This window comes from Ensifer sp. YR511 (assembly GCF_900103045.1).
GTDB classification, from domain to species: domain Bacteria; phylum Pseudomonadota; class Alphaproteobacteria; order Rhizobiales; family Rhizobiaceae; genus Ensifer; species Ensifer adhaerens.
Genome location: NZ_FNGR01000008.1, coordinates 168015 through 184735, shown reverse-complemented (window position 1 = coordinate 184735; position 16721 = coordinate 168015). Strand labels below are relative to the sequence as shown.

Genomic DNA, 16721 nt, shown 5'->3' with positions numbered 1-16721 from the left:
GATGCGGCAATTCTGTACTTTCTTGCAGAAAACTTCCAGATGCCAGCCGTTTGCAGCGCAGCAAACGCAAGGATTCATCGCCTGGGTGGGTGAAACGCGCCTAAGAACGGGAAGTACGACGCTGGCCTGTCAGCCGCCTGTAGGCCGAAGGCGTCATCTTGTGCTGGCGCAGGAAGGTGCGATTGAAATTGGAGATGTTGAGGTAGCCGACCTCGAAGCAGATGTCGGTGATCGGGACGTCGGTTTCGGCAAGCAGCTTGCACGCCTGCCAGATGCGCAGCTTGTTGACGTGGTCGGTAAAGGTGTTGCCGGTATTCTTCTTGAAGAAACGGGAAAAGGCCGTTTCGCTCATGCCGGCCTGCCGGGCAAGATCGGCAAGATGAATGTCGGTGGCGATGTTCTCGTAGATGAAGGCCAGAGCGCCGCGCAGCACGTCAAGCGATTGTTGGTCGAGTTCTGGCGCGAATTCCGGCGAGGAGAGCAACTCGTATTCTTCGGTGTTGACCAGCAGATCGAGCAGCTGGATGAACAGCGAGAAGCGCGAGAGCCCTTTCAGGCTGCCCATACGTTCGATCAGATCGGCGCCCTTGGCGCGGGCTTCGCCATGAAACACCAGGCCGCGCTCGGCGCGGGCGAAGAAGGCCTCAAGCTCGGCAAATTCCGGTAGGGCGTCGGTGATCTCGCGCATGCGATCCGGGTGGAACTGCATGACGATGTCACGGCCTTCGATAATCTCATCGGGTTCGGTAACCGTTACCCAGTCATGCGGCAGGTTGCTGCCGATGACGGTGAGATAACCCGGACCGAACTGGCCGATATGATCACCGACGAAGGCAAGGCCCGAGGCCTTGCGGATGAGATGGATTTCGATCTCCGGATGGAAGTTCCAGACGTTCCGTTCCCAGGGATAGTTGTCGAGACGCCATAGGAACGTCTCGTTGACGCCGGTGACGATGTGCTCGAAGGTCGGCGGGTTGGTTGCCAGCGAAGCGGGCTTTGCCGGCGCGCGTTTTGGGCCCCGCGCCGTACTCATCGCCTGACCCTCCTTCGCGTCGTGTCGATCGGTCGTCTCCTTTGGAGAAGGAGCGGCTGGCTATTGCACCCAAGCCGCCCCGTTTTCCGGACTATGTCAGGCGCGTTCGGCCCAGATCTTGGCGAGCTCGACCAGCGTCTTTACGCTGCGCTCCATGTCCTGGCGGCTGACCCATTCGAGCGGCGAATGGAAGGCGTGGCCGCCGGCGAAGAGGTTGGCCGAAGGCAGACCCATGAAGGAGAGCCGCGAACCGTCGGTGCCGCCGCGGATGCTGCCGCGCACCGGCTGCATGCCGGCCCGGCGGATCGCCTCGATGGCGTTTTCGACGATCTCCGGATGGCGGTCGAGGATGGCCTTCATGTTGCGGTACTGCTGCTTGACCTCGAAACTGTAGGTGGAGCCCGGATAGGCCTTCATCACGTCCTTGACGATGCCTTCGAGCATGGCTTCCTTCGAGGCAAGGCCCGCCTCGTCGAAGTCGCGCACGATGAGGCCGAGCTGCGCCCTGTCCATCGAGCCGGTCACGCCGGTCGGATGCACGAAGCCGTCGCGGCCCTCGGTGCCCTCGGCCGAAACCTCCCGCGGCAGCCGGCTAATGATGTTGCCGGCGATCTTGATGGCGTTCTCCATCTTGTCCTTGGCAAAGCCCGGGTGGATGGCGACGCCATGAATGACGATCTCGACGCCATCGGCGGAAAAGGTCTCGTCCTCGATATGGCCGGCGGTTTCGCCATCGACCGTATAGCAGAATTGGGCCCCAAGCTTCTTCAAGTCGACCTTGTCGACGCCGCGGCCGATCTCTTCGTCGGTGGTGAAGAGCAGCTTGATCGTGCCGTGCTTGATTTCGGGATTGTCGACGAGAACTTGAGCGGCCGCGACGATCTCGGCAAGCCCGGCCTTGTCGTCGGCGCCGAGCAGAGTCGTGCCGTCGGTCGTGACGATGTCATTGCCGATCTGGTCGTTGAGAACCGGGTGGTCGGCGACGCGGATCACCTGCTGCGGATCTCCCGTGAGCCGGATATCGCCGCCCTGGTAGTTGCTGACGATCTGCGGCTTGACGTTCGTGCCGGTGAAATCCGGCGCCGTGTCCATGTGCGAGCACCAGCAGATGACCGGCACCGGCTTGTCCACGTTCGAAGGAATGGTGGCATAGACGTAGCCGTTTTCATCGAGATGGGCGTCGGCAAGGCCAATCGTCAGCAGTTCCTCGACGAGCACGCGACCGAGGTTCTTCTGCTTTTCCGTCGACGGCTGCGTCTTCGACTTGGCGTCGGACTGGGTGTCGATGACGACATAACGAAGGAAGCGGTCGAGAACGGTATCGGTCATGGCGGGAATCCAATGCTGGTGGGCGTCAGACCGCTATACCCCCAGACAGAGACGAGGGAAAGTCGTGACCGCCCAACGCATGCGGTTGGTGGTGGCCCGACTGGCTCCTCCGGTCGCGGCGCAGACGATGCCGATCAGTAGATTTTTCCAGCCGTCGTCTCGGTCTCGCCTCTGGTACCCTTGAACTCCGCTGCCAGCTTCGACGTGGCGCCGACCAGCAGGCCGACATCGTTGCCGACCGCCACAAAGGTCGCGCCGAGTTCTAGGTAGCGGCGGGCAAGGGCCTGATCGGAGGTCAGGATACCGGCCGCCTTGCCGTGCGACTGGATGCGAAGGAGCGCCGCCTCGACTGCTTGCTGTACCTCCGGCGCACCGGGCTTGCCGAGAAAGCCCATGTCTGCGGCAAGATCGGCCGGGCCGATGAAGACACCGTCGACGCCGTCGGTGGTCGTGATCTCGTCGAGGGCGGCAAGGCCGGCGCGGCTTTCGATCTGCACGAGCAGGCAGACCTCGTCATTGGCGGTCTGCAGATAGTCGGGAATACGGTTGAAGGCCGATGCCCGGGCAAGGGCGGCACCGACTCCACGCACGCCATGGGGCGGATAACGCACGGCGCGCACCAGGGCGCGGGCCTGTTCGTCGCTTTCAACCATCGGCACCAGCAGCGTCTGCGCGCCGATGTCGAGGATCTGCTTGATCATCCAGGTCTCGCCGATCGGCGGCCGGACGATGGCGTGGCTTGGCGATGCGGCGAGTGCCTGGAGCTGTGCTGCCAGAAGCGGCACGTCGTTCGGCGCATGCTCGGCGTCAAGCAGCAGCCAGTCGAACCCGGCGCCGCCGCAGATCTCGGCCGTATAGGGATTGGCGAGCGCCAGCCAGAGGCCGATCTGCGGGCGCTTGTCAGTGAGGGCCTGTTTGAACGTATTGCGCGGAGCGGGCATGGTCGGTCCTATTCGAAGAAGCAGCTGACGGTGCCGGACGGGCCGAAGTCGGCGACGATGGTGTCGCCATGGCGCGCCTCGACCGGGCGGATGAAGGAGCCGGCAAGCACGATCTGGCCGGCCTCGATACGGTCGCCGTAGAGCGCCAGGCGATTGGCGAGCCAGGCGATGCCGCGGGCCGGGTGGTTGAGCACGCCGGCGCCCAGTCCTGTCTCTTCGACCTCGGCATTGCGCGAGACGATCGCGCCCATCCAGCGCATGTCGATCGCATCGGGCCGCATCTGTCTTCCGCCAAGCACGATGCCGGCATTGGCGGCGTTGTCGGAGATGGTATCGACGATCGTGCGCGCCTTCTTCGTTTCCGGATCGACGCGCAGGATCCGCGTATCGAGGATTTCGAGCGCCGGCGTCACGTAATCGGTGGCGTTCAACACGTCGAAGACGGTGACATTGGGGCCGGAAAGCGGCGCCTTCATCACGAAGGCGATCTCGGCCTCGATGCGCGGCTGAATGAAACGATTGCCCGGAATGCGCGCGCCGTCCTCAAACAGCATGTCATCGAAGAGCACGCCGGAATCGGGGATGTCGATGTTGAGCGCATATTGCATCGCCTTCGAGGTCAAGCCGATCTTCCAGCCGATCACCCGGAGTCCAGCGGCGATCTTCTTCTTCACCCAGGCGGCCTGCACCGCATAGGCGTCGTCCATGGTCATGTCGGGATGCTGGAGCGACAGCAGTCCGGTCTGGACGCGCTCGCGTTCGGCGATGTCGAGTGCCGTCGCGGCTGCCTCGATCTGGTTCTTGTCGAGCATGGGTCAGGCCTCGTCGGCAACTGGGTTGATGAGCGTGCCGATGCCTTGGGCCTCGACCTCGACGATGTCGCCAGGCTTCAGCCAGATTGGCGGATCGAAACGGGCACCGGCGCCAGTCGGCGTGCCGGTGACGATGACGTCGCCGGGCACCAGCGTCGTGAAGGTAGAGACGTAATTGATGATCTTGCGGAAGGAGAAGATCATCCGGCTGGTGCGGTCTTGCTGGCGAACCTCGCCGTTCACGCGGGTTTCCAGCTTGATGTCGGCAAGCTGGGCCTCGTCGGTGAATGGCACCAGCCAAGGACCGATCGAGCCGGTGCGGTCGAAGTTCTTGCCCTGGGTGACGTTGAACTTGGCATGGCGCACCCAGTCGCGGATCGTGCCTTCGTTTGAGAGCGAAAGCGCGGCGACGTGGTCGAGCGCCGTCGCCTCGGGGATACGACGACCGCCCTTGCCGATGACGATGACGATCTCGCCTTCATAATCGAGCTGCGGACTTTCCGGCGGGCGGATCAGTGGTTGACTGTGGCCGGTAAACGAGCGCGGGAAGCGGATGAACAGCGACGGGTTGGCGGGCGCCGCCTGCCCGTCCTTGTATTCCTCATTGCGGTCCGGAAAATTGACGCCGACGCAAATGATCTTTTCCGGTGCCGGCACCGGGATTTCATAGCGGATGTCATCGAGCGAAATGTCCGCCGGCAGTCCGGCCGCTTCGTCGGCAAGCCGGGTAAGGGCACCGGCTTCGATCACCTCGCGCAGCGTCGGAAAGGTCGATCCATATCGTGTGCTAAGGTCGATCAATCCATTGCCGGAAACGAGGCCGTAGCCCCGCCTGTTTCCGGCCGAAAAGGTGACGAAACGGGGAGGTGTCATCGGGAAGCCTTCGTTTTTTCGTGTTGTCCGTCGAGCGCGGCGGCGACCTCGACAATGACCTCGAACGCCGTCTCGGCATCCTCTTGCGTCATGTCGAACTGGCCCGCCTGGAAACGGATCGCCACGCGACCATCGACGCGCGTCTGGGTCAGGTAGATGCGGCCGTCATCGTTGATCGCGTTGACCAAAGCGATGGTGTGGGCGTCCGGATCCCCTTCGCTCAGATGGCGGAACGAAAACAGCGACAGCATCGGTGCGGTCACGATCTCGAATTCCCGGTGCTCGGCCAGCCGCTCCGCCAGTTGCCGGGACCAGCGCACGTGGTTGCGGATCATCGTCTGCAGGCCTTCGAGACCATGGAAGCGCAGCAGGAACCAAAGTTTCAGAGCTCGGAAACGCCGGCCGAGCGGGATCGTCCATTCGGAATAATTGATGATACCGTCGCGGCCGTGTGTCTTCAGATATTCCGGCTGGATCGCCAACGTCTTCACCAGATCATCGGGACTGCGGATGAAATGCGCCGAGCAGTCGAACTGCGCGCCCAGCCACTTGTGCGGATTGAAGACGACGGAGTCAGCGTTTTCGACGCCGGCCCAGAGTTCGCGAAACTCCTCGCAGATCATCGCGGCACCGGCCCAGGCGGCATCGACATGGACGTAGAGGCCGTGCGCATGGGCGACCCGTATAACCTCGGCGATGTCGTCGCAGGCACCCGTGCTTGTCCCTCCGGTGCAGGCGATCACGCCCGCCGGCACGAGGCCTGCTGCCTTGTCGCGGAGGATTGCCGCTTCGAGCGCCTGGCAGTCCATCGCCCGCCGCGGCCCGTTCGCCGGGATACGCACGAGGTTCTCCTCGCCGATCCCCGAGACCCAGATCGCCCGGTCGATCGAGGTGTGAACCTGATCGGAGGAATAGATGCGAAGCTGCTGCTGGCTGGCGAGGCCCTTCTTGTTGCCGTTCCACCCGAGCGCCTTCTCGCGCATGACAAGCACGGCCGAGAGTGTCGCCGAGGACGCCGAATCCTGGATCACACCAGAGAATCCCTCGGGCAGTCCGATCGCCTGGCGCAGCCAGTCGATCACCTTGGTTTCGAGCTCTGTCGCCGCCGGCGAGGTCTGCCAGAGCATGCACTGCGCCGCCATGGCGGTAACGAGATACTCGGCGACGACGGAGACGGGGGCGGCGTTGGCGGGGAAATAGGCGAAGAAACGCGGATGCTGCCAATGTGTCATGCCCGGCAGGATAATCTTTTCGAAGTCCTCGAAGATCGCCTGCATGTCCTCGCCGGTCCGCGGCGGCTGCACCGGGATCTGGGCGGCAATTGCCCCCGGTGCCGTCTGCGCCCGCACGGGGCGGTCACGCAGCGAGGCGCGATAGTCCGCACCCCATTTCGCCGCCTTCAGCGACCATTCGGTGAAACTCTTTTCGTCCATTTTCTACTCCCGTTCGATGCGAGGCCCTTACCCGATCCACTCGCCAAACGTCACGGCGCGACGATCGGTTGGGCTTTCAGGATCGAGTCCCTCGCCTCGGCACCGGCAAAGGCGCTGCCTTCCTCAAACCAGGATTTCGGTGCCGGCGCGCCCCAGAGCGTCTGGCGCTGCGGGTCCTTCAGGTCCCACTTGATCGGTTCCAGATCCGGATCGACGGTCTGGTAGTCGGAGCAGTAGATCTCGATGCGGTGTCCATCAGGGTCGCGGACATAGAGGAAGAAGGCGTTGGAAATGCCGTGGCGGCCGGGGCCACGTTCGATATTGGCGAGCCAACCGGAGGTCGACATCAGGTCGAGCAGGTCGATGATGTTGAGCGGCGTCGGTACCCAGAAGGCGGTGTGGTGCAGGCGCGGGCCGCGGCCGTTGGTAAAGGCGATGTCGTGCACGCCGCCCTTGCGATGGGTCCAGGCGGCCCAGAGACGTCCCGTCTCCTCGTCGGCCGTGTATTCCGTTACCCGGAAGCCGATCTCGTTGTAGAAGGCGACCGCTTCGTCGACATTGGGCGAGAAGCAGTTGAAGTGGTCGATGCGCAGCGGTTTGACGCCGCGGTAGAGCGCGTATTTCTGGTGGATTGGCGGCAGGCGGTCCATCTTCGAATAGAATTCGAGCGGGATGCCCTGCGGGTCACGGGTGCGAAAGGTGCGTGACTGGTAGGGGCGTTCGATCCACTCGACAGGCAATTCTTTCGCTTTGAAGAAATGCGCGGCCTTTTCGAGATCCTCGTCGCCAAAGACCTTGAAGCCGAGGTCGCGAGCCTCTGCGCTCGACGCCTTCTTCAGAATGATGCAGTGGTGGCCGCGTTCCTCCATGGCCCTCAGATAGATCGTGTCCGCCGTCTCGTCGGTGACCTGCAGACCCAGCACGTCGACATAGAAGGCGCGTGATTTGGCGAGATCGGTGACGGTGAGCTCCACATGGCTCAGCCGCACGATGTTGAAGGGCGGGTAGAGGTTCGGTTTCGGCAAGGGCATTGATGTCTCCTCCAGATTTTTTTTGCCAGCGCGCTCAGCCGCCGAGCTTGGCGATCGCATGCGCCGAGCTGGCAAAGGCAATGTTCTTGGTTTCCATGTAAAAATCGAACGACCAGTCGCCGCCGTCGCGGCCAATGCCCGAGCTCTTGACGCCGCCGAACGGCGTCGGCAGGTGGCGCACATTCTCCGAGTTCACCCAGATCATCCCGGCCTCCAGATGATCGGTGAAGCGGAACGCGCGGGTGACGTCGGAGGTCCAGAGATAGCCGGTCAGGCCGTATTGCGTGTCGTTGGCAAGCGCCAGCGCCTCCGCCTCGTCCTTGAACGGGATCGCCGTCAGCACCGGCCCGAAGATTTCTTCCTGGGCAATGCGCATGCGGTTATTGGCGCCGGTAAAGAGCGTCGGGGTCACATAGCAGCCACCGCCCGGACCGTCGAATTTCTCGCCGCCGGCAGCAATGGTTGCACCCTCCTCGCGGCCGATTCGGATATAGTCGAGCACCTTCTTCTCATGCACGGGGTGAATGAGCGGGCCGACGACGGTCTCGGGGTCAAGCGGATGACCGACCTTGATGCGCTTGGCCTTCTCGGCGACGAGCGCGGTGAACCGGTCATAGATGCCGTCTTCGACCAAAAGGCGCGAGGACGAGGTGCAGCGTTCGCCGTTCAGCGAATAGATCATGAAGACGGCGGCGTCGGCCGCGCGTTCGAGATCGGCATCGGCAAAGACGATCACCGGGTTCTTGCCGCCGAGTTCGAAATGGACGCGCTTCAGTGTCTCGGCACCCTGCTTCATGATCATCGAGCCGGTGCGGCTTTCACCAACGAAGCCGATCGCCTTGATATCGGGGTGTTCGGTCAGCGCCCGGCCGGCGTCTTCGCCGAAACCGTTGACCAAGTTCCAGACACCTTTCGGCAGCCCGGCCTCCTCGGCGATCTCCACCAGCAGCCGTGCGGTCAGCGGCGAGAACTCCGCCGGCTTGTGGACGACCGTGCAGCCGGCGGCGAGCGCCGGGGCGATCTTCCAGGTCGACAGCATGAAGGGCGTGTTCCAGGGCGTGATGATGCCGACTGGGCCGATCGGCACGCGCGTCGTCATGTTGATCTGGTTGCTGCCGCGCAGCATCTTGCCGTCGCGTGCCTCCGGCGCCCGGTCGGCAAAGAAGCGGAAGTTTTCCGCACCGCGCAGCGCCGCCTTGGCCATGAACTTCAGCGATTGTCCGGTATCCACGCACTCGACGAAGGCGATCTCCTCGGAGCGCGCGACGATCGCATCGGCAATTTTATGCAGGAGCTTCTTGCGCGTATCGCCGGGCATGGACGCCCATTCGGCGAAGGCTGCTTTCGCGGCCTTGGCGGCGCGGTCGATGTCTGCAGCCCTGCCGCGCGCGATCTTCGCCAGCGGTTTCAGGTCGATGGGCGAGATGGTCTCGAAAGTCTCGCCATCAAGCGAGGGAAGGGCTTCACCGTTGATGTGGTTGAGCACGCCTTCGCGTCTGAAGCGGGCAAGATAGCGTTCCGCCTTGGCGAGGTTTTCGGCGAGCTTGGACATGATGGTCTCCGATGCTGGCGCAGACTTCGCCGCGCACTGCTGTGTTTTTGTGGGAGGGCCGCGCTCAGCCGTTGGAGGCGCGCAGCCTGGGGTGAATGGCGTTCTTCTTCCAGCTCAGCTCCGGATCGATCTCGCGGATCTCCAGGCTGAGGGCGAAATGCGGCGTCGAGAAGAGCGTCGAGAGTTCTTCGCTGACGGCCTTGAAAATCGCGTCGCCGGTCGCCTTCTTCTCCGCTTCCGTGCGGCCGCGGCCGATGCGGAAGGACAGGTCGATGAAGCCGTTTTCCGGCAGGAGGTCGGCGATCGCATAGTCGCGGCTCTGGATCGTGCGCACCCTGATGGCGCCAAGCTCGAAGAGGCCGGTGCCGAGGATGGTCGCGTGCACCGTGCGGCACAGCTTGGCAAAGTCGACGCGAGTGTCGAGGTTACCGGAATATTCGATTGTCAGATGCGGCATCTTTCCTCCCGATGCGCTCTCATATATTTAACACGTTAATGAAATTGCCGACAGTGTCAAGCAGCCCGTTTCCCGCAGCTGCGCCTGCCGATTGCAGAACGAAAGAAAATGTCCGATAGAACGCCTATGAGCCGCGAAAAGCCTCCCACCGACCTGGGCCACGACGCCCTTTTGCCGCACAACACGCGCCGTTCGCTGCCGATCGCGCTTCTGCGCGCACGCGAAGCCGTCATGGCGCATTTTCGACCGATGCTGGCGCGTCACGATATTACCGAGCAACAATGGCGGGTGATCCGCATTCTCGCCGAAGCCGGCCGGGTCGATGCGTCCGAGATGGCCGACAAGGCCTTCATCCTGGCGCCAAGCCTGACGCGCATCATCCGCTCGCTCGAGGAGCGCGGCCTGATCACCAAGCATAAGGACGCCGACGACGGCCGGCGCGTTCTGCTCGAGATCGCGCCCGAGGGCATGCGGGTGATCGCCGACGTCAGCCCGGAAAGCCGCGCGATCTACGAGGAGCTCGAAGCTCGCTACGGCCACGAGCGCGTCGAGGTCCTGCTCGATATGCTGGACGAACTTGCCAGCCTCAACGATTGAGTGTTTCGACAGCGCCCCGATCATCGGAAGCCTATTTCTTCGGCAAGCGCCAGCGTCTCGTCGGCATAACGCAGGACGCGCTCGTGCGTTCCGGGCAACTCCGGCCGCGAGGCAAACCAGCCGATATAGGTGAGGCTGCGAAGCACGAGAAACAGCGGCAGGCAGGAAAGCGCTTCGTCCGGCAGGGCACGGCGGCTTCGATAGCCTGAGATCAGCGCAGCCTCGATCGTCTCATATGCCGGCTCGCGCCGGTTCTTCAGAAGTGCGGTCGCGATGTCGAACAGGCGAAAGCCGTAGCCGGCATCGTCGAAATCGATGAAGGTCACGCCTTTTGCGGTGACGAGCACGTTCTCCCGAACCAGATCCGCATGGATCAGCCCAAAATCTTGCGCCGGAGTCGGTAGCGTTGCCAGGCGCTGCCGGAGACCATGGCGCAACGCCAAAAGCGCTCTTACCTGCGCCGAAGACAAGCCGTCGCAGTCCCAGAACCGTCCCCAGAGCGGCCGCTCGCCGAGCAGTCCTTCCGCATCCCAGGCGGGGCGCCAGAATCCCTCCGGCGACGTCCAGCGGTCGGCGAGATTGTGCATCTCGGCCATGGTGGCGCCGAGTGCCGAGAAGATCGCGCCGAGCTTTTCGGGTGTGTGGGACAGCGGCTTTCCGCTTTCGCCGAGCGTCTGTCCGTCCATCCAGCCGATGATATCGGCGTGCTGCGCGGCAAACGCTTCATCTTCCGGCAGGGCAACAAGCAGGCATCCGTCCGCCGTTGCGATCGGCCGCGGCACCGCGAGACCGCCATCGCCGAGTGCTGCCATCCATTGCAGTTCCGAGCGAAGGACCGCTTCGCCGTGATAGCCGGCGCGGTGCAGCCGCAGCGCCGCCGACCGACCATCGGCGAGGCATACGCGAAACACCGCGTTTTCCCGATACTTCAACAGTTCCGGCCGTTGGTCGGCGACGCCCCAATGGGCGAGCGCCTGACGGGCGCGCGCGTCGAGCGCGGCGCGAAATTGCGGAGGCAGATCGGCCATCATCGTCGGCTCACAGACCCGAAAGCACGTCGTCGAGCATCGACAGCATGAGGTCGGCATTCTCGCGGGTAAACGGCATCGGCGGCCTGATCTTCGTCGTGCATTGGTGGATACCAAGCTTGCCCATCAGAACGCCTCGCTCTCGCATGCCGTTGATCACCTTTGTCGCGAGACCGCTCGCCGGTGTTTTCTCGCTGCGATCGGTGACGAGTTCCGCACCGAAGAACAGGCCGCTGCCCCTGATGTCGCCGATCACGTCATGTTTGTCCGCAAGCCCCGCGAGACCCGCCTTGGCGTAAGCGCCCACGGCAGCGGCGTTCTCGATGAGCTTCTCACTTTCGATCACATCGAGCACCGCCATGGCGGCAGCGCAGGATACGGGGTTGCCGCCGAAGGTGTTGAAGTAGCGAAACGCCTTGCGGAAGGCGTTGAGCGTGTCGGCGCCGGCAATCACGCCGCCGATCGGATGGCCATTGCCCATCGGTTTTCCGAGCGTGACGATATCGGGCACGATGCCGGCCTTCTGGTGTCCCCACATATGGCCGCCGGTACGGCCGAAGCCCGGCTGGACCTCGTCGGCAATGACGAGGCCGCCGGCTTTTCTGACCGCGGCGACAGCCCCGTCGAGAAATTCCCATGGCAACTCCGGAAAGCCCTCATTGGCGAAGAAGGGGTCGATGATCAGCGCCGAGAAGCCGTGCGGGCTCTGCTCAAGCGAGGCGATCGCTTCTTCGACCTTGGCGGTGAAGGCCGCAGCGAATGCGTCACCCGGCTCGCCGCCGAGCGGTCGGTAGCTGTCGGGTGCTGGCACGTGGCGCACGTGGCCGCCGAAGCCGCCGACCGGCGGCATTCGGGTCGAAAGCTGCGACACGGCCGCGGTGTTGCCGTGATAGGTGTGGTCGGTGGCAATCACCCCGGTTTTGCCGGTCACGGCTTGAGCCATGCGCAGCGCCACGTCATTCGCCTCGCTGCCGGTGCAGGTGAGGATCGCCGCGTCGAGGCTCTTGTCGAAGGTCGCGGTCAGCCGCTCGACATAGTCGAGAATGCCTTCGTGCAGATAGCGGGTGTGGGTGTTGAGGGTTGAGGCCTGCCGGGCGATCGCCTCGGTCACCCGCGGATGGCAATGGCCGACATGCGGCACGTTGTTGTAGCAGTCGAGATAGCGGCGGCCATCGGCGTCGAAGAGCCAGACGCCTTCGCCGCGCACCAGATGCACCGGCTCCTCGTAGAACAGCGACATGTTGCGCCCGAGCAGCCGCTCGCGGCGCGCGATCAGATCCGCGTTGCCTGTCATGGTTTATCCCCGTGCGGCGGTGAGGCCGGCGTCCAGCGCCGTCAGAATACGGGCGACATCGCCGGCGGTGATGACGAGTGGCGGCGAGAGGATGACATTGGCGCCCGAGGTTCGCACCATGACGCCGGCGTCATAGGTCACGTCCTGGACCTTCTGCACCACATCCTTCGCCGCAGCGGTCTTCTTCGCGCGGTCCGAGACCAGTTCGAGCGCGCACATCAGACCCTTACCACGCACGTCGCCGATCAGTTCGTGCCGCTCCTTCAGCGCTTCGAGACCGGCGATGAGTTCCTCGCCGCGGGCACCCGCATTCGCCGCCACGTTCTGCTTGCGCGTCTCCTTCAGCGTTGCGAGTGCTGCCGCAGCACCGACCGGATGGCCGGAGTAGGTGTATCCATGGCCGATCGATCCGGCAGCCGTCTTGTTGCTTTCGAAAGCCTCGGCCACCTTGTCGGCGATCATCACTGCGCCGAAGGGATAGTAGCCATTGGTGATCGCCTTCGCGGTCGACATGAAGTCTGGCTTCACGCCCCAGAGACGTGAGCCGGTCCAGGCGCCGGTGCGGCCGAAGGCGGTGATCACCTCGTCGGCAATCAGCAGAATGCCGTGGCGGTCGCAGATCTCGCGCATCAGCGGCATGAAGGTCTCGTGCGGCACGATCACGCCGCCGGCGCCAAGCACCGGCTCCATGATCAGCGCCGCGATGGTGTCGGCGCCCTGAAAGGCGATCTCGTCCTCGAAGAGTCGCGCGATCGACTTGGCGATGACAGCGCCGTCGGTCGTGTCGAACGGGTTGCGATAGGTATAGGGCGCCGGCAGATGATAGACGCCGGGCAGCAGCGGCTCGTAGTTGCGACGGAAATTGGCATTGCCGTTGACCGAGGCGCCGCCGAAATGGGTACAGTGATAGCCCTTCTTCAAGGCGACGAACTTGGTGCGCTCCGGCTGGCCGTTGAGCTTGTGGTATTGGCGGGCGAGACGCAGGCAGGTCTCGACCGAATCCGAGCCCCCCGAGGTGAAGAACGAGCGCGTCAGCCCGTCCTCGCGGAACCATTCAGCGAGCTCGTAGGACAGCTCGATCAGCGGCGAATTGGTGGTGCCGCGAAAGGTCGAATAATAGGGCAGGTCGTCGAGCTGGCGGCGGATCGCCTCCTTCACCGGTTCACAGGAATAGCCGAGATTGACGTTCCAGAGACCGCCGACCGCGTCGAGCACCTTCTTGCCGTGAATGTCGACGATCTCGACGCCCTCGCCGGCATTGATGATGCGCGGCGGCGTCGCCTGCATCTCGGCCGGATGCGCCATCGGATGCCAGAGGTGGCGGGCGTTGTTCTCGATGAGGAAGTTGGTTTCGCGCATACTCATGCTCCTGTCAGTTCGAGGCCGAGCATCCGAAGCGCTCTGGCATAGCTTTCTGCGGGGCGGGTGACGTCGAAATGGACGTGAGGCAGGCCGACGGCCCGCGCACCCTCGATGTTCTTCAACTGGTCATCCACGAAGACGCAGGCTTCGCGCGGCAAACTGAGCTGGCTCAGCACCAGTTCGTAAGCGCGCGGATCGGGCTTCAGGATGTTGGTGTAGGTGGCGTCGACGATAATCTCGAAGAGCTCGATCAGCGGGAAACGCTCGCGAAACGCGACGCCGTAGAAGAGGTCGAGTTCGTTGGAGAGGATGGCGAGCCGGACACCGGCCCTGTGAGCGGCAAGGATCGCGTCGCGTGCCTCGGGCCTGAGCACCAGCTCCGGTTCGGCCCCGCGCGCCCGCTGCACGAAGGTCTTCATGTCGCTCCAGTCTTCGTCGAGCAACTGTCCGACCTCGCGCGTGCGTGTCGTCCAGTAGTCCCGTTCGGTGATCTCGCGCCGCTGCATGGCGGCCCAGAGCGGGTCGGTCGCCGGATCGAAGGGGCCGCGCCACGTGAGCGTGCCCGGCGCAAGGCCAAGTGCGCGCTCGGTGACATCGTGGGTCTCGAATAGCGTTCGGGTGACGACGCCGCCGAAGTCGAGGATCAATGCCTTGTCGGTCATGTTCTTCGTCATGGCCGACCCTCGGGCACGATGCCGCGCGACACCCAGTCGTCGAAGATCGCAAGTGCTGCTTTCGAGAATTCCGGGGCGTTGATGTGGCTGTCGACCTCATGCAGCGCGACGCCTGAAGGGATCGACCGGCGCATCTCGTCGATGAAGGCGTCGAGCGCCTCCGGTTCGAAGAGCGGCTCGTCGGGCTGATCCCACTCCTGAATCCCCTTGAGCGGCAGGATGAAGGCGACTTCGGCGCCGGTGCCGGCCAGTTTGCCGCCGATGACGCGAGCGATCTCGCGCCGCCCATGGGCTGACGTGGTGACCGAGCCGAGCAGCCGGTTGTGGGCGTGATAGGGGCGGTCGGCGAAGGCTTGCGGAACAGGCTGCCAAGCCGGCAGGTCGACCATGTCGACGGCGCCGGGCGCGACGATCTGGGGGATGCCGGCTCGCCCGGCATTTTCAAGCCGGTCCGGCCCTGAGGTGACGACCGTTCCGTGATGGTGGTTGCTGACCTCCTGGATGCAGAAGTCGAAGACGGCCGTGAAACCCTTCTCGGCCGCGATCGCCTCGAAAGCGCGCCCGCCCATGCCGGTCGAATGGAAGACGGCGACGTCGTAGCCGCGGCGCTCGAGTTCGGGTTTCAGGCATTTCATGTATTTGAGGCAGCTCGATCCCAGCGAGGTCATGCCGATCAGCGGCCGCGATCCATCCGGCTTTGTACCGAACCGCGCAGCACCGACGACCGCGCCGCAGGCCTGGGAGAGCACCGAGCGGCAGATGCCGTTGAGACCATAGAGCCCGCCAGCCCAGAGGATCATCATCAGATCAGGCGCGATGCGCTCGGGCGGCAAGAGGTGCGAATAGGCAATCGTCGAGACGATGAATTTCGGCACGCCGAGTGGTAGCGCCGCGGTGACGTCGAGCGCCAGATCGGTGCCCATGGAGCCGCCGAGAATGATGACGCCATCGGCCTGGCCGGCCTCGTAGAGCGAACGGGTAAGGGCGGCGGCACCTGTTGCCATCAGCGCCATGGCGCTGTGTTCGTCGCCGCTGGATGCGATGGCCGCGATCGAGGCGCCGGCTGCTTCGGCAATGTCGTGGCGCGAGTATTCAGGCTGATAGGGCGGGTCGCCGAGAATGCTGACATCCATCATCACAGGCAGTCCGCCGGCTTCGCGGATGACGGACGCCATGAACTGGAGTTCGTCGCATTTGGTGTCTCCCGTACCCACGACCAGGATATTGGGGAGACGGTTCATTGCATTCATCAGCCGGCCCTCCTTGCCAGCGGATCGGCAGCAACCTGCTCCAACCCGAAAAGTCTTTCGGAAATGCGTCTTGCCGCAGCCATAGCGGCGCGCCCCATCTGTTCCACCGTCTCCTTGTCGGCACGCGTTGCAGGTGCGGCGATGGCAATGGTGCCGACCGGCGTTGTGCCGGGCGCACGGATCGGGGCGGCGACGCTGACGACGCCGGTCTCAAGCCCGTGATGGCAGATCGAGTAGCCGCGCCGGAGCGTCTCGCCGAGCGTCTGGCGGAGTGCGGCCGGATCCGTCAGAGTGTGGTCGGTGAAGGCCTGGAGCGGTGCCGACAGGGCCGCGTCGATCTCCTTCTGCGGGCAGAAGGCGAGAAAGCCGAGGCCGGATGCGGTCGCGTGGAAGGGCAGGATGCTGCCGACGTCGACGATGACACGATGCGCCCGTTGCGAGTCCTCCACATGAATGGTCGAGAGGCGGCCGGCGGCGTATTCGGAGAGGTGGACGGTCTCGCCCGCAAGGCCTGCGAGTTCCCGCGCAAAAGGGGTCGCCACGCTCAGATAGGGAAAGCGCGCCTCGCGGATACGGGCGAGCCGCACCGGTGCACCGCCAAGGCGATAACGGCGCGTTTCCACGTCCTGCTCGACGAAACCGTGTTTTTCCAGTTCGACGAGGAAGCGTCTGGCCGTCGCCTTGTCGAGCCCGCAGTGGCGGGCGATGTCGCTCAACCCCGCCTCTTTCTCAAGGCGCGAGATCGCGTCGAGCAAAGTCAGGGCCTTACCGATGGTGCTCATCCATTCCTCCGTTGTCGAGCGCCCCGTCAGTCCTCTCGCCTGTTCCCTCCTAAGGAGCGGTAGACCCGCTCTCCCGGTCGTTCTGGGTCGAGATACTTAACATGCGAAATAACTTGACAGGGCCAGATGCAATTTGCAAGTCTATATTTGAAGCTAAGGTTCAAATAATGAACCGAAAGACTTGCGCGGCAACGACAAAAAGCAAGCCCCGCGCCTCAAGTCCGCTTCAGGGAGCCGCCGACGGAGAGAAGGACCGGAGGCGAAAAGGCGTTC

16 protein-coding genes are annotated in these 16721 nt (G+C 63.7%); 1 reads left to right on the top strand and 15 read right to left on the bottom strand.

Annotated elements, in window-relative coordinates; all coding sequences use genetic code 11:
- Positions 1–100 precede the first annotated feature (100 nt).
- From BLU15_RS16850 to BLU15_RS16810, 9 genes are all read right to left on the bottom strand, one after another.
- Positions 101–1033 carry a helix-turn-helix domain-containing protein gene (locus BLU15_RS16850; protein ID WP_082584564.1) on the bottom strand — a complete coding sequence of 311 codons (933 nt, stop codon included), beginning with the start codon at positions 1031–1033 and terminating at the stop codon, positions 101–103.
- 96 nt (positions 1034–1129) lie between these two features.
- Entirely contained in the window at positions 1130–2362 is a 1233-nt protein-coding gene (gene pepT / locus BLU15_RS16845) for a peptidase T (RefSeq protein WP_090296587.1), read from the bottom strand.
- A gap of 134 nt (positions 2363–2496) precedes the next feature.
- Positions 2497–3303 carry a 4-hydroxy-2-oxoheptanedioate aldolase gene (hpaI, locus tag BLU15_RS16840; protein ID WP_060517795.1) on the bottom strand — a complete coding sequence of 269 codons (807 nt, stop codon included), beginning with the start codon at positions 3301–3303 and terminating at the stop codon, positions 2497–2499.
- A gap of 8 nt (positions 3304–3311) precedes the next feature.
- The gene (hpaH, locus tag BLU15_RS16835) at positions 3312–4115 is read right to left on the bottom strand and encodes a 2-oxo-hept-4-ene-1,7-dioate hydratase (protein ID WP_090296585.1); all 804 of its coding nucleotides are present in this window, start codon (positions 4113–4115) and stop codon (positions 3312–3314) included.
- 3 nt (positions 4116–4118) lie between these two features.
- The gene (locus BLU15_RS16830) at positions 4119–4988 is read right to left on the bottom strand and encodes a fumarylacetoacetate hydrolase family protein (protein WP_060517799.1); all 870 of its coding nucleotides are present in this window, start codon (positions 4986–4988) and stop codon (positions 4119–4121) included.
- Complete coding sequence (locus BLU15_RS16825) at positions 4985–6421, bottom strand: pyridoxal phosphate-dependent decarboxylase family protein (RefSeq protein WP_090296582.1); 1437 nt, start codon at positions 6419–6421, stop codon at positions 4985–4987. Before BLU15_RS16825 ends, BLU15_RS16830 begins: the two co-directional genes overlap by 4 nt.
- Before the next feature lie 50 nt (positions 6422–6471).
- Positions 6472–7452 (bottom strand): 3,4-dihydroxyphenylacetate 2,3-dioxygenase, encoded by a 981-nt coding sequence (gene hpaD, locus BLU15_RS16820; RefSeq protein ID WP_090296579.1) that lies wholly within the window; start codon positions 7450–7452, stop codon positions 6472–6474.
- A 34-nt stretch (positions 7453–7486) separates the two neighbouring features.
- Positions 7487–9004: a 5-carboxymethyl-2-hydroxymuconate semialdehyde dehydrogenase gene (gene hpaE, locus BLU15_RS16815; protein ID WP_090296577.1), complete on the bottom strand. Its 1518-nt coding sequence runs from the start codon at positions 9002–9004 to the stop codon at positions 7487–7489.
- Between the two features lie 64 nt (positions 9005–9068).
- The gene (locus BLU15_RS16810) at positions 9069–9461 is read right to left on the bottom strand and encodes a 5-carboxymethyl-2-hydroxymuconate Delta-isomerase (RefSeq protein ID WP_034787798.1); all 393 of its coding nucleotides are present in this window, start codon (positions 9459–9461) and stop codon (positions 9069–9071) included.
- Between the two features lie 108 nt (positions 9462–9569).
- Here BLU15_RS16810 and hpaR point away from each other — a divergent pair, with 108 nt between their 5' ends.
- The gene (gene hpaR / locus BLU15_RS16805; RefSeq protein ID WP_034787802.1) at positions 9570–10058 is read left to right on the top strand and encodes a homoprotocatechuate degradation operon regulator HpaR; all 489 of its coding nucleotides are present in this window, start codon (positions 9570–9572) and stop codon (positions 10056–10058) included.
- A 20-nt stretch (positions 10059–10078) separates the two neighbouring features.
- Here the strand turns inward: hpaR and BLU15_RS16800 are convergent, their stop codons facing one another.
- The 6 genes from BLU15_RS16800 to BLU15_RS16775 are packed head-to-tail and all read right to left on the bottom strand — an operon-like array spanning position 10079 to position 16448.
- Positions 10079–11086, bottom strand: coding sequence for a phosphotransferase enzyme family protein (locus BLU15_RS16800; protein WP_090296678.1), 1008 nt, complete (start codon positions 11084–11086; stop codon positions 10079–10081).
- Positions 11087–11096: 10 nt separating this feature from the next.
- Positions 11097–12380 carry an aspartate aminotransferase family protein gene (locus BLU15_RS16795; RefSeq protein ID WP_090296567.1) on the bottom strand — a complete coding sequence of 428 codons (1284 nt, stop codon included), beginning with the start codon at positions 12378–12380 and terminating at the stop codon, positions 11097–11099.
- 3 nt (positions 12381–12383) lie between these two features.
- Entirely contained in the window at positions 12384–13739 is a 1356-nt protein-coding gene (locus BLU15_RS16790) for an aspartate aminotransferase family protein (protein WP_090296565.1), read from the bottom strand.
- 2 nt (positions 13740–13741) lie between these two features.
- On the bottom strand, positions 13742–14416 hold the full coding sequence (locus BLU15_RS16785; RefSeq protein WP_371589957.1) for an HAD family hydrolase: 675 nt from the start codon (positions 14414–14416) through the stop codon (positions 13742–13744).
- Complete coding sequence (locus BLU15_RS16780; protein ID WP_090296562.1) at positions 14413–15666, bottom strand: Tm-1-like ATP-binding domain-containing protein; 1254 nt, start codon at positions 15664–15666, stop codon at positions 14413–14415. Before BLU15_RS16780 ends, BLU15_RS16785 begins: the two co-directional genes overlap by 4 nt.
- Positions 15666–16448, bottom strand: a complete 783-nt coding sequence (locus tag BLU15_RS16775) for an IclR family transcriptional regulator (protein WP_089042919.1) — start codon at positions 16446–16448, stop codon at positions 15666–15668. The genes BLU15_RS16780 and BLU15_RS16775 overlap by 1 nt, the downstream gene beginning before the upstream one ends.
- Between the last annotated feature and the right edge of the window lie 273 nt (positions 16449–16721).

Excerpts from the sequence above, each read along its gene's own strand:
- hpaH (WP_090296585.1), bottom strand. The coding sequence starts at position 4,115 with ATGCTCGACAAGAACCAGATCGAGGCAGCCGCGACGGCACTCGACATC.
- BLU15_RS16850 (WP_082584564.1), bottom strand. The coding sequence starts at position 1,033 with ATGAGTACGGCGCGGGGCCCAAAACGCGCGCCGGCAAAGCCCGCTTCG.
- hpaD (WP_090296579.1), bottom strand. The coding sequence starts at position 7,452 with ATGCCCTTGCCGAAACCGAACCTCTACCCGCCCTTCAACATCGTGCGG.
- BLU15_RS16810 (WP_034787798.1), bottom strand. The coding sequence starts at position 9,461 with ATGCCGCATCTGACAATCGAATATTCCGGTAACCTCGACACTCGCGTC.
- BLU15_RS16800 (WP_090296678.1), bottom strand. The coding sequence starts at position 11,086 with ATGGCCGATCTGCCTCCGCAATTTCGCGCCGCGCTCGACGCGCGCGCC.
- hpaR (WP_034787802.1), top strand. The coding sequence starts at position 9,570 with ATGTCCGATAGAACGCCTATGAGCCGCGAAAAGCCTCCCACCGACCTG.
- hpaE (WP_090296577.1), bottom strand. The coding sequence starts at position 9,004 with ATGTCCAAGCTCGCCGAAAACCTCGCCAAGGCGGAACGCTATCTTGCC.
- BLU15_RS16780 (WP_090296562.1), bottom strand. The coding sequence starts at position 15,666 with ATGAATGCAATGAACCGTCTCCCCAATATCCTGGTCGTGGGTACGGGA.
- BLU15_RS16775 (WP_089042919.1), bottom strand. The coding sequence starts at position 16,448 with ATGAGCACCATCGGTAAGGCCCTGACTTTGCTCGACGCGATCTCGCGC.
- BLU15_RS16830 (WP_060517799.1), bottom strand. The coding sequence starts at position 4,988 with ATGACACCTCCCCGTTTCGTCACCTTTTCGGCCGGAAACAGGCGGGGC.
- pepT (WP_090296587.1), bottom strand. The coding sequence starts at position 2,362 with ATGACCGATACCGTTCTCGACCGCTTCCTTCGTTATGTCGTCATCGAC.
- BLU15_RS16795 (WP_090296567.1), bottom strand. The coding sequence starts at position 12,380 with ATGACAGGCAACGCGGATCTGATCGCGCGCCGCGAGCGGCTGCTCGGG.
- BLU15_RS16785 (WP_371589957.1), bottom strand. The coding sequence starts at position 14,416 with ATGACGAAGAACATGACCGACAAGGCATTGATCCTCGACTTCGGCGGC.
- hpaI (WP_060517795.1), bottom strand. The coding sequence starts at position 3,303 with ATGCCCGCTCCGCGCAATACGTTCAAACAGGCCCTCACTGACAAGCGC.
- BLU15_RS16790 (WP_090296565.1), bottom strand. The coding sequence starts at position 13,739 with ATGCGCGAAACCAACTTCCTCATCGAGAACAACGCCCGCCACCTCTGG.
- BLU15_RS16825 (WP_090296582.1), bottom strand. The coding sequence starts at position 6,421 with ATGGACGAAAAGAGTTTCACCGAATGGTCGCTGAAGGCGGCGAAATGG.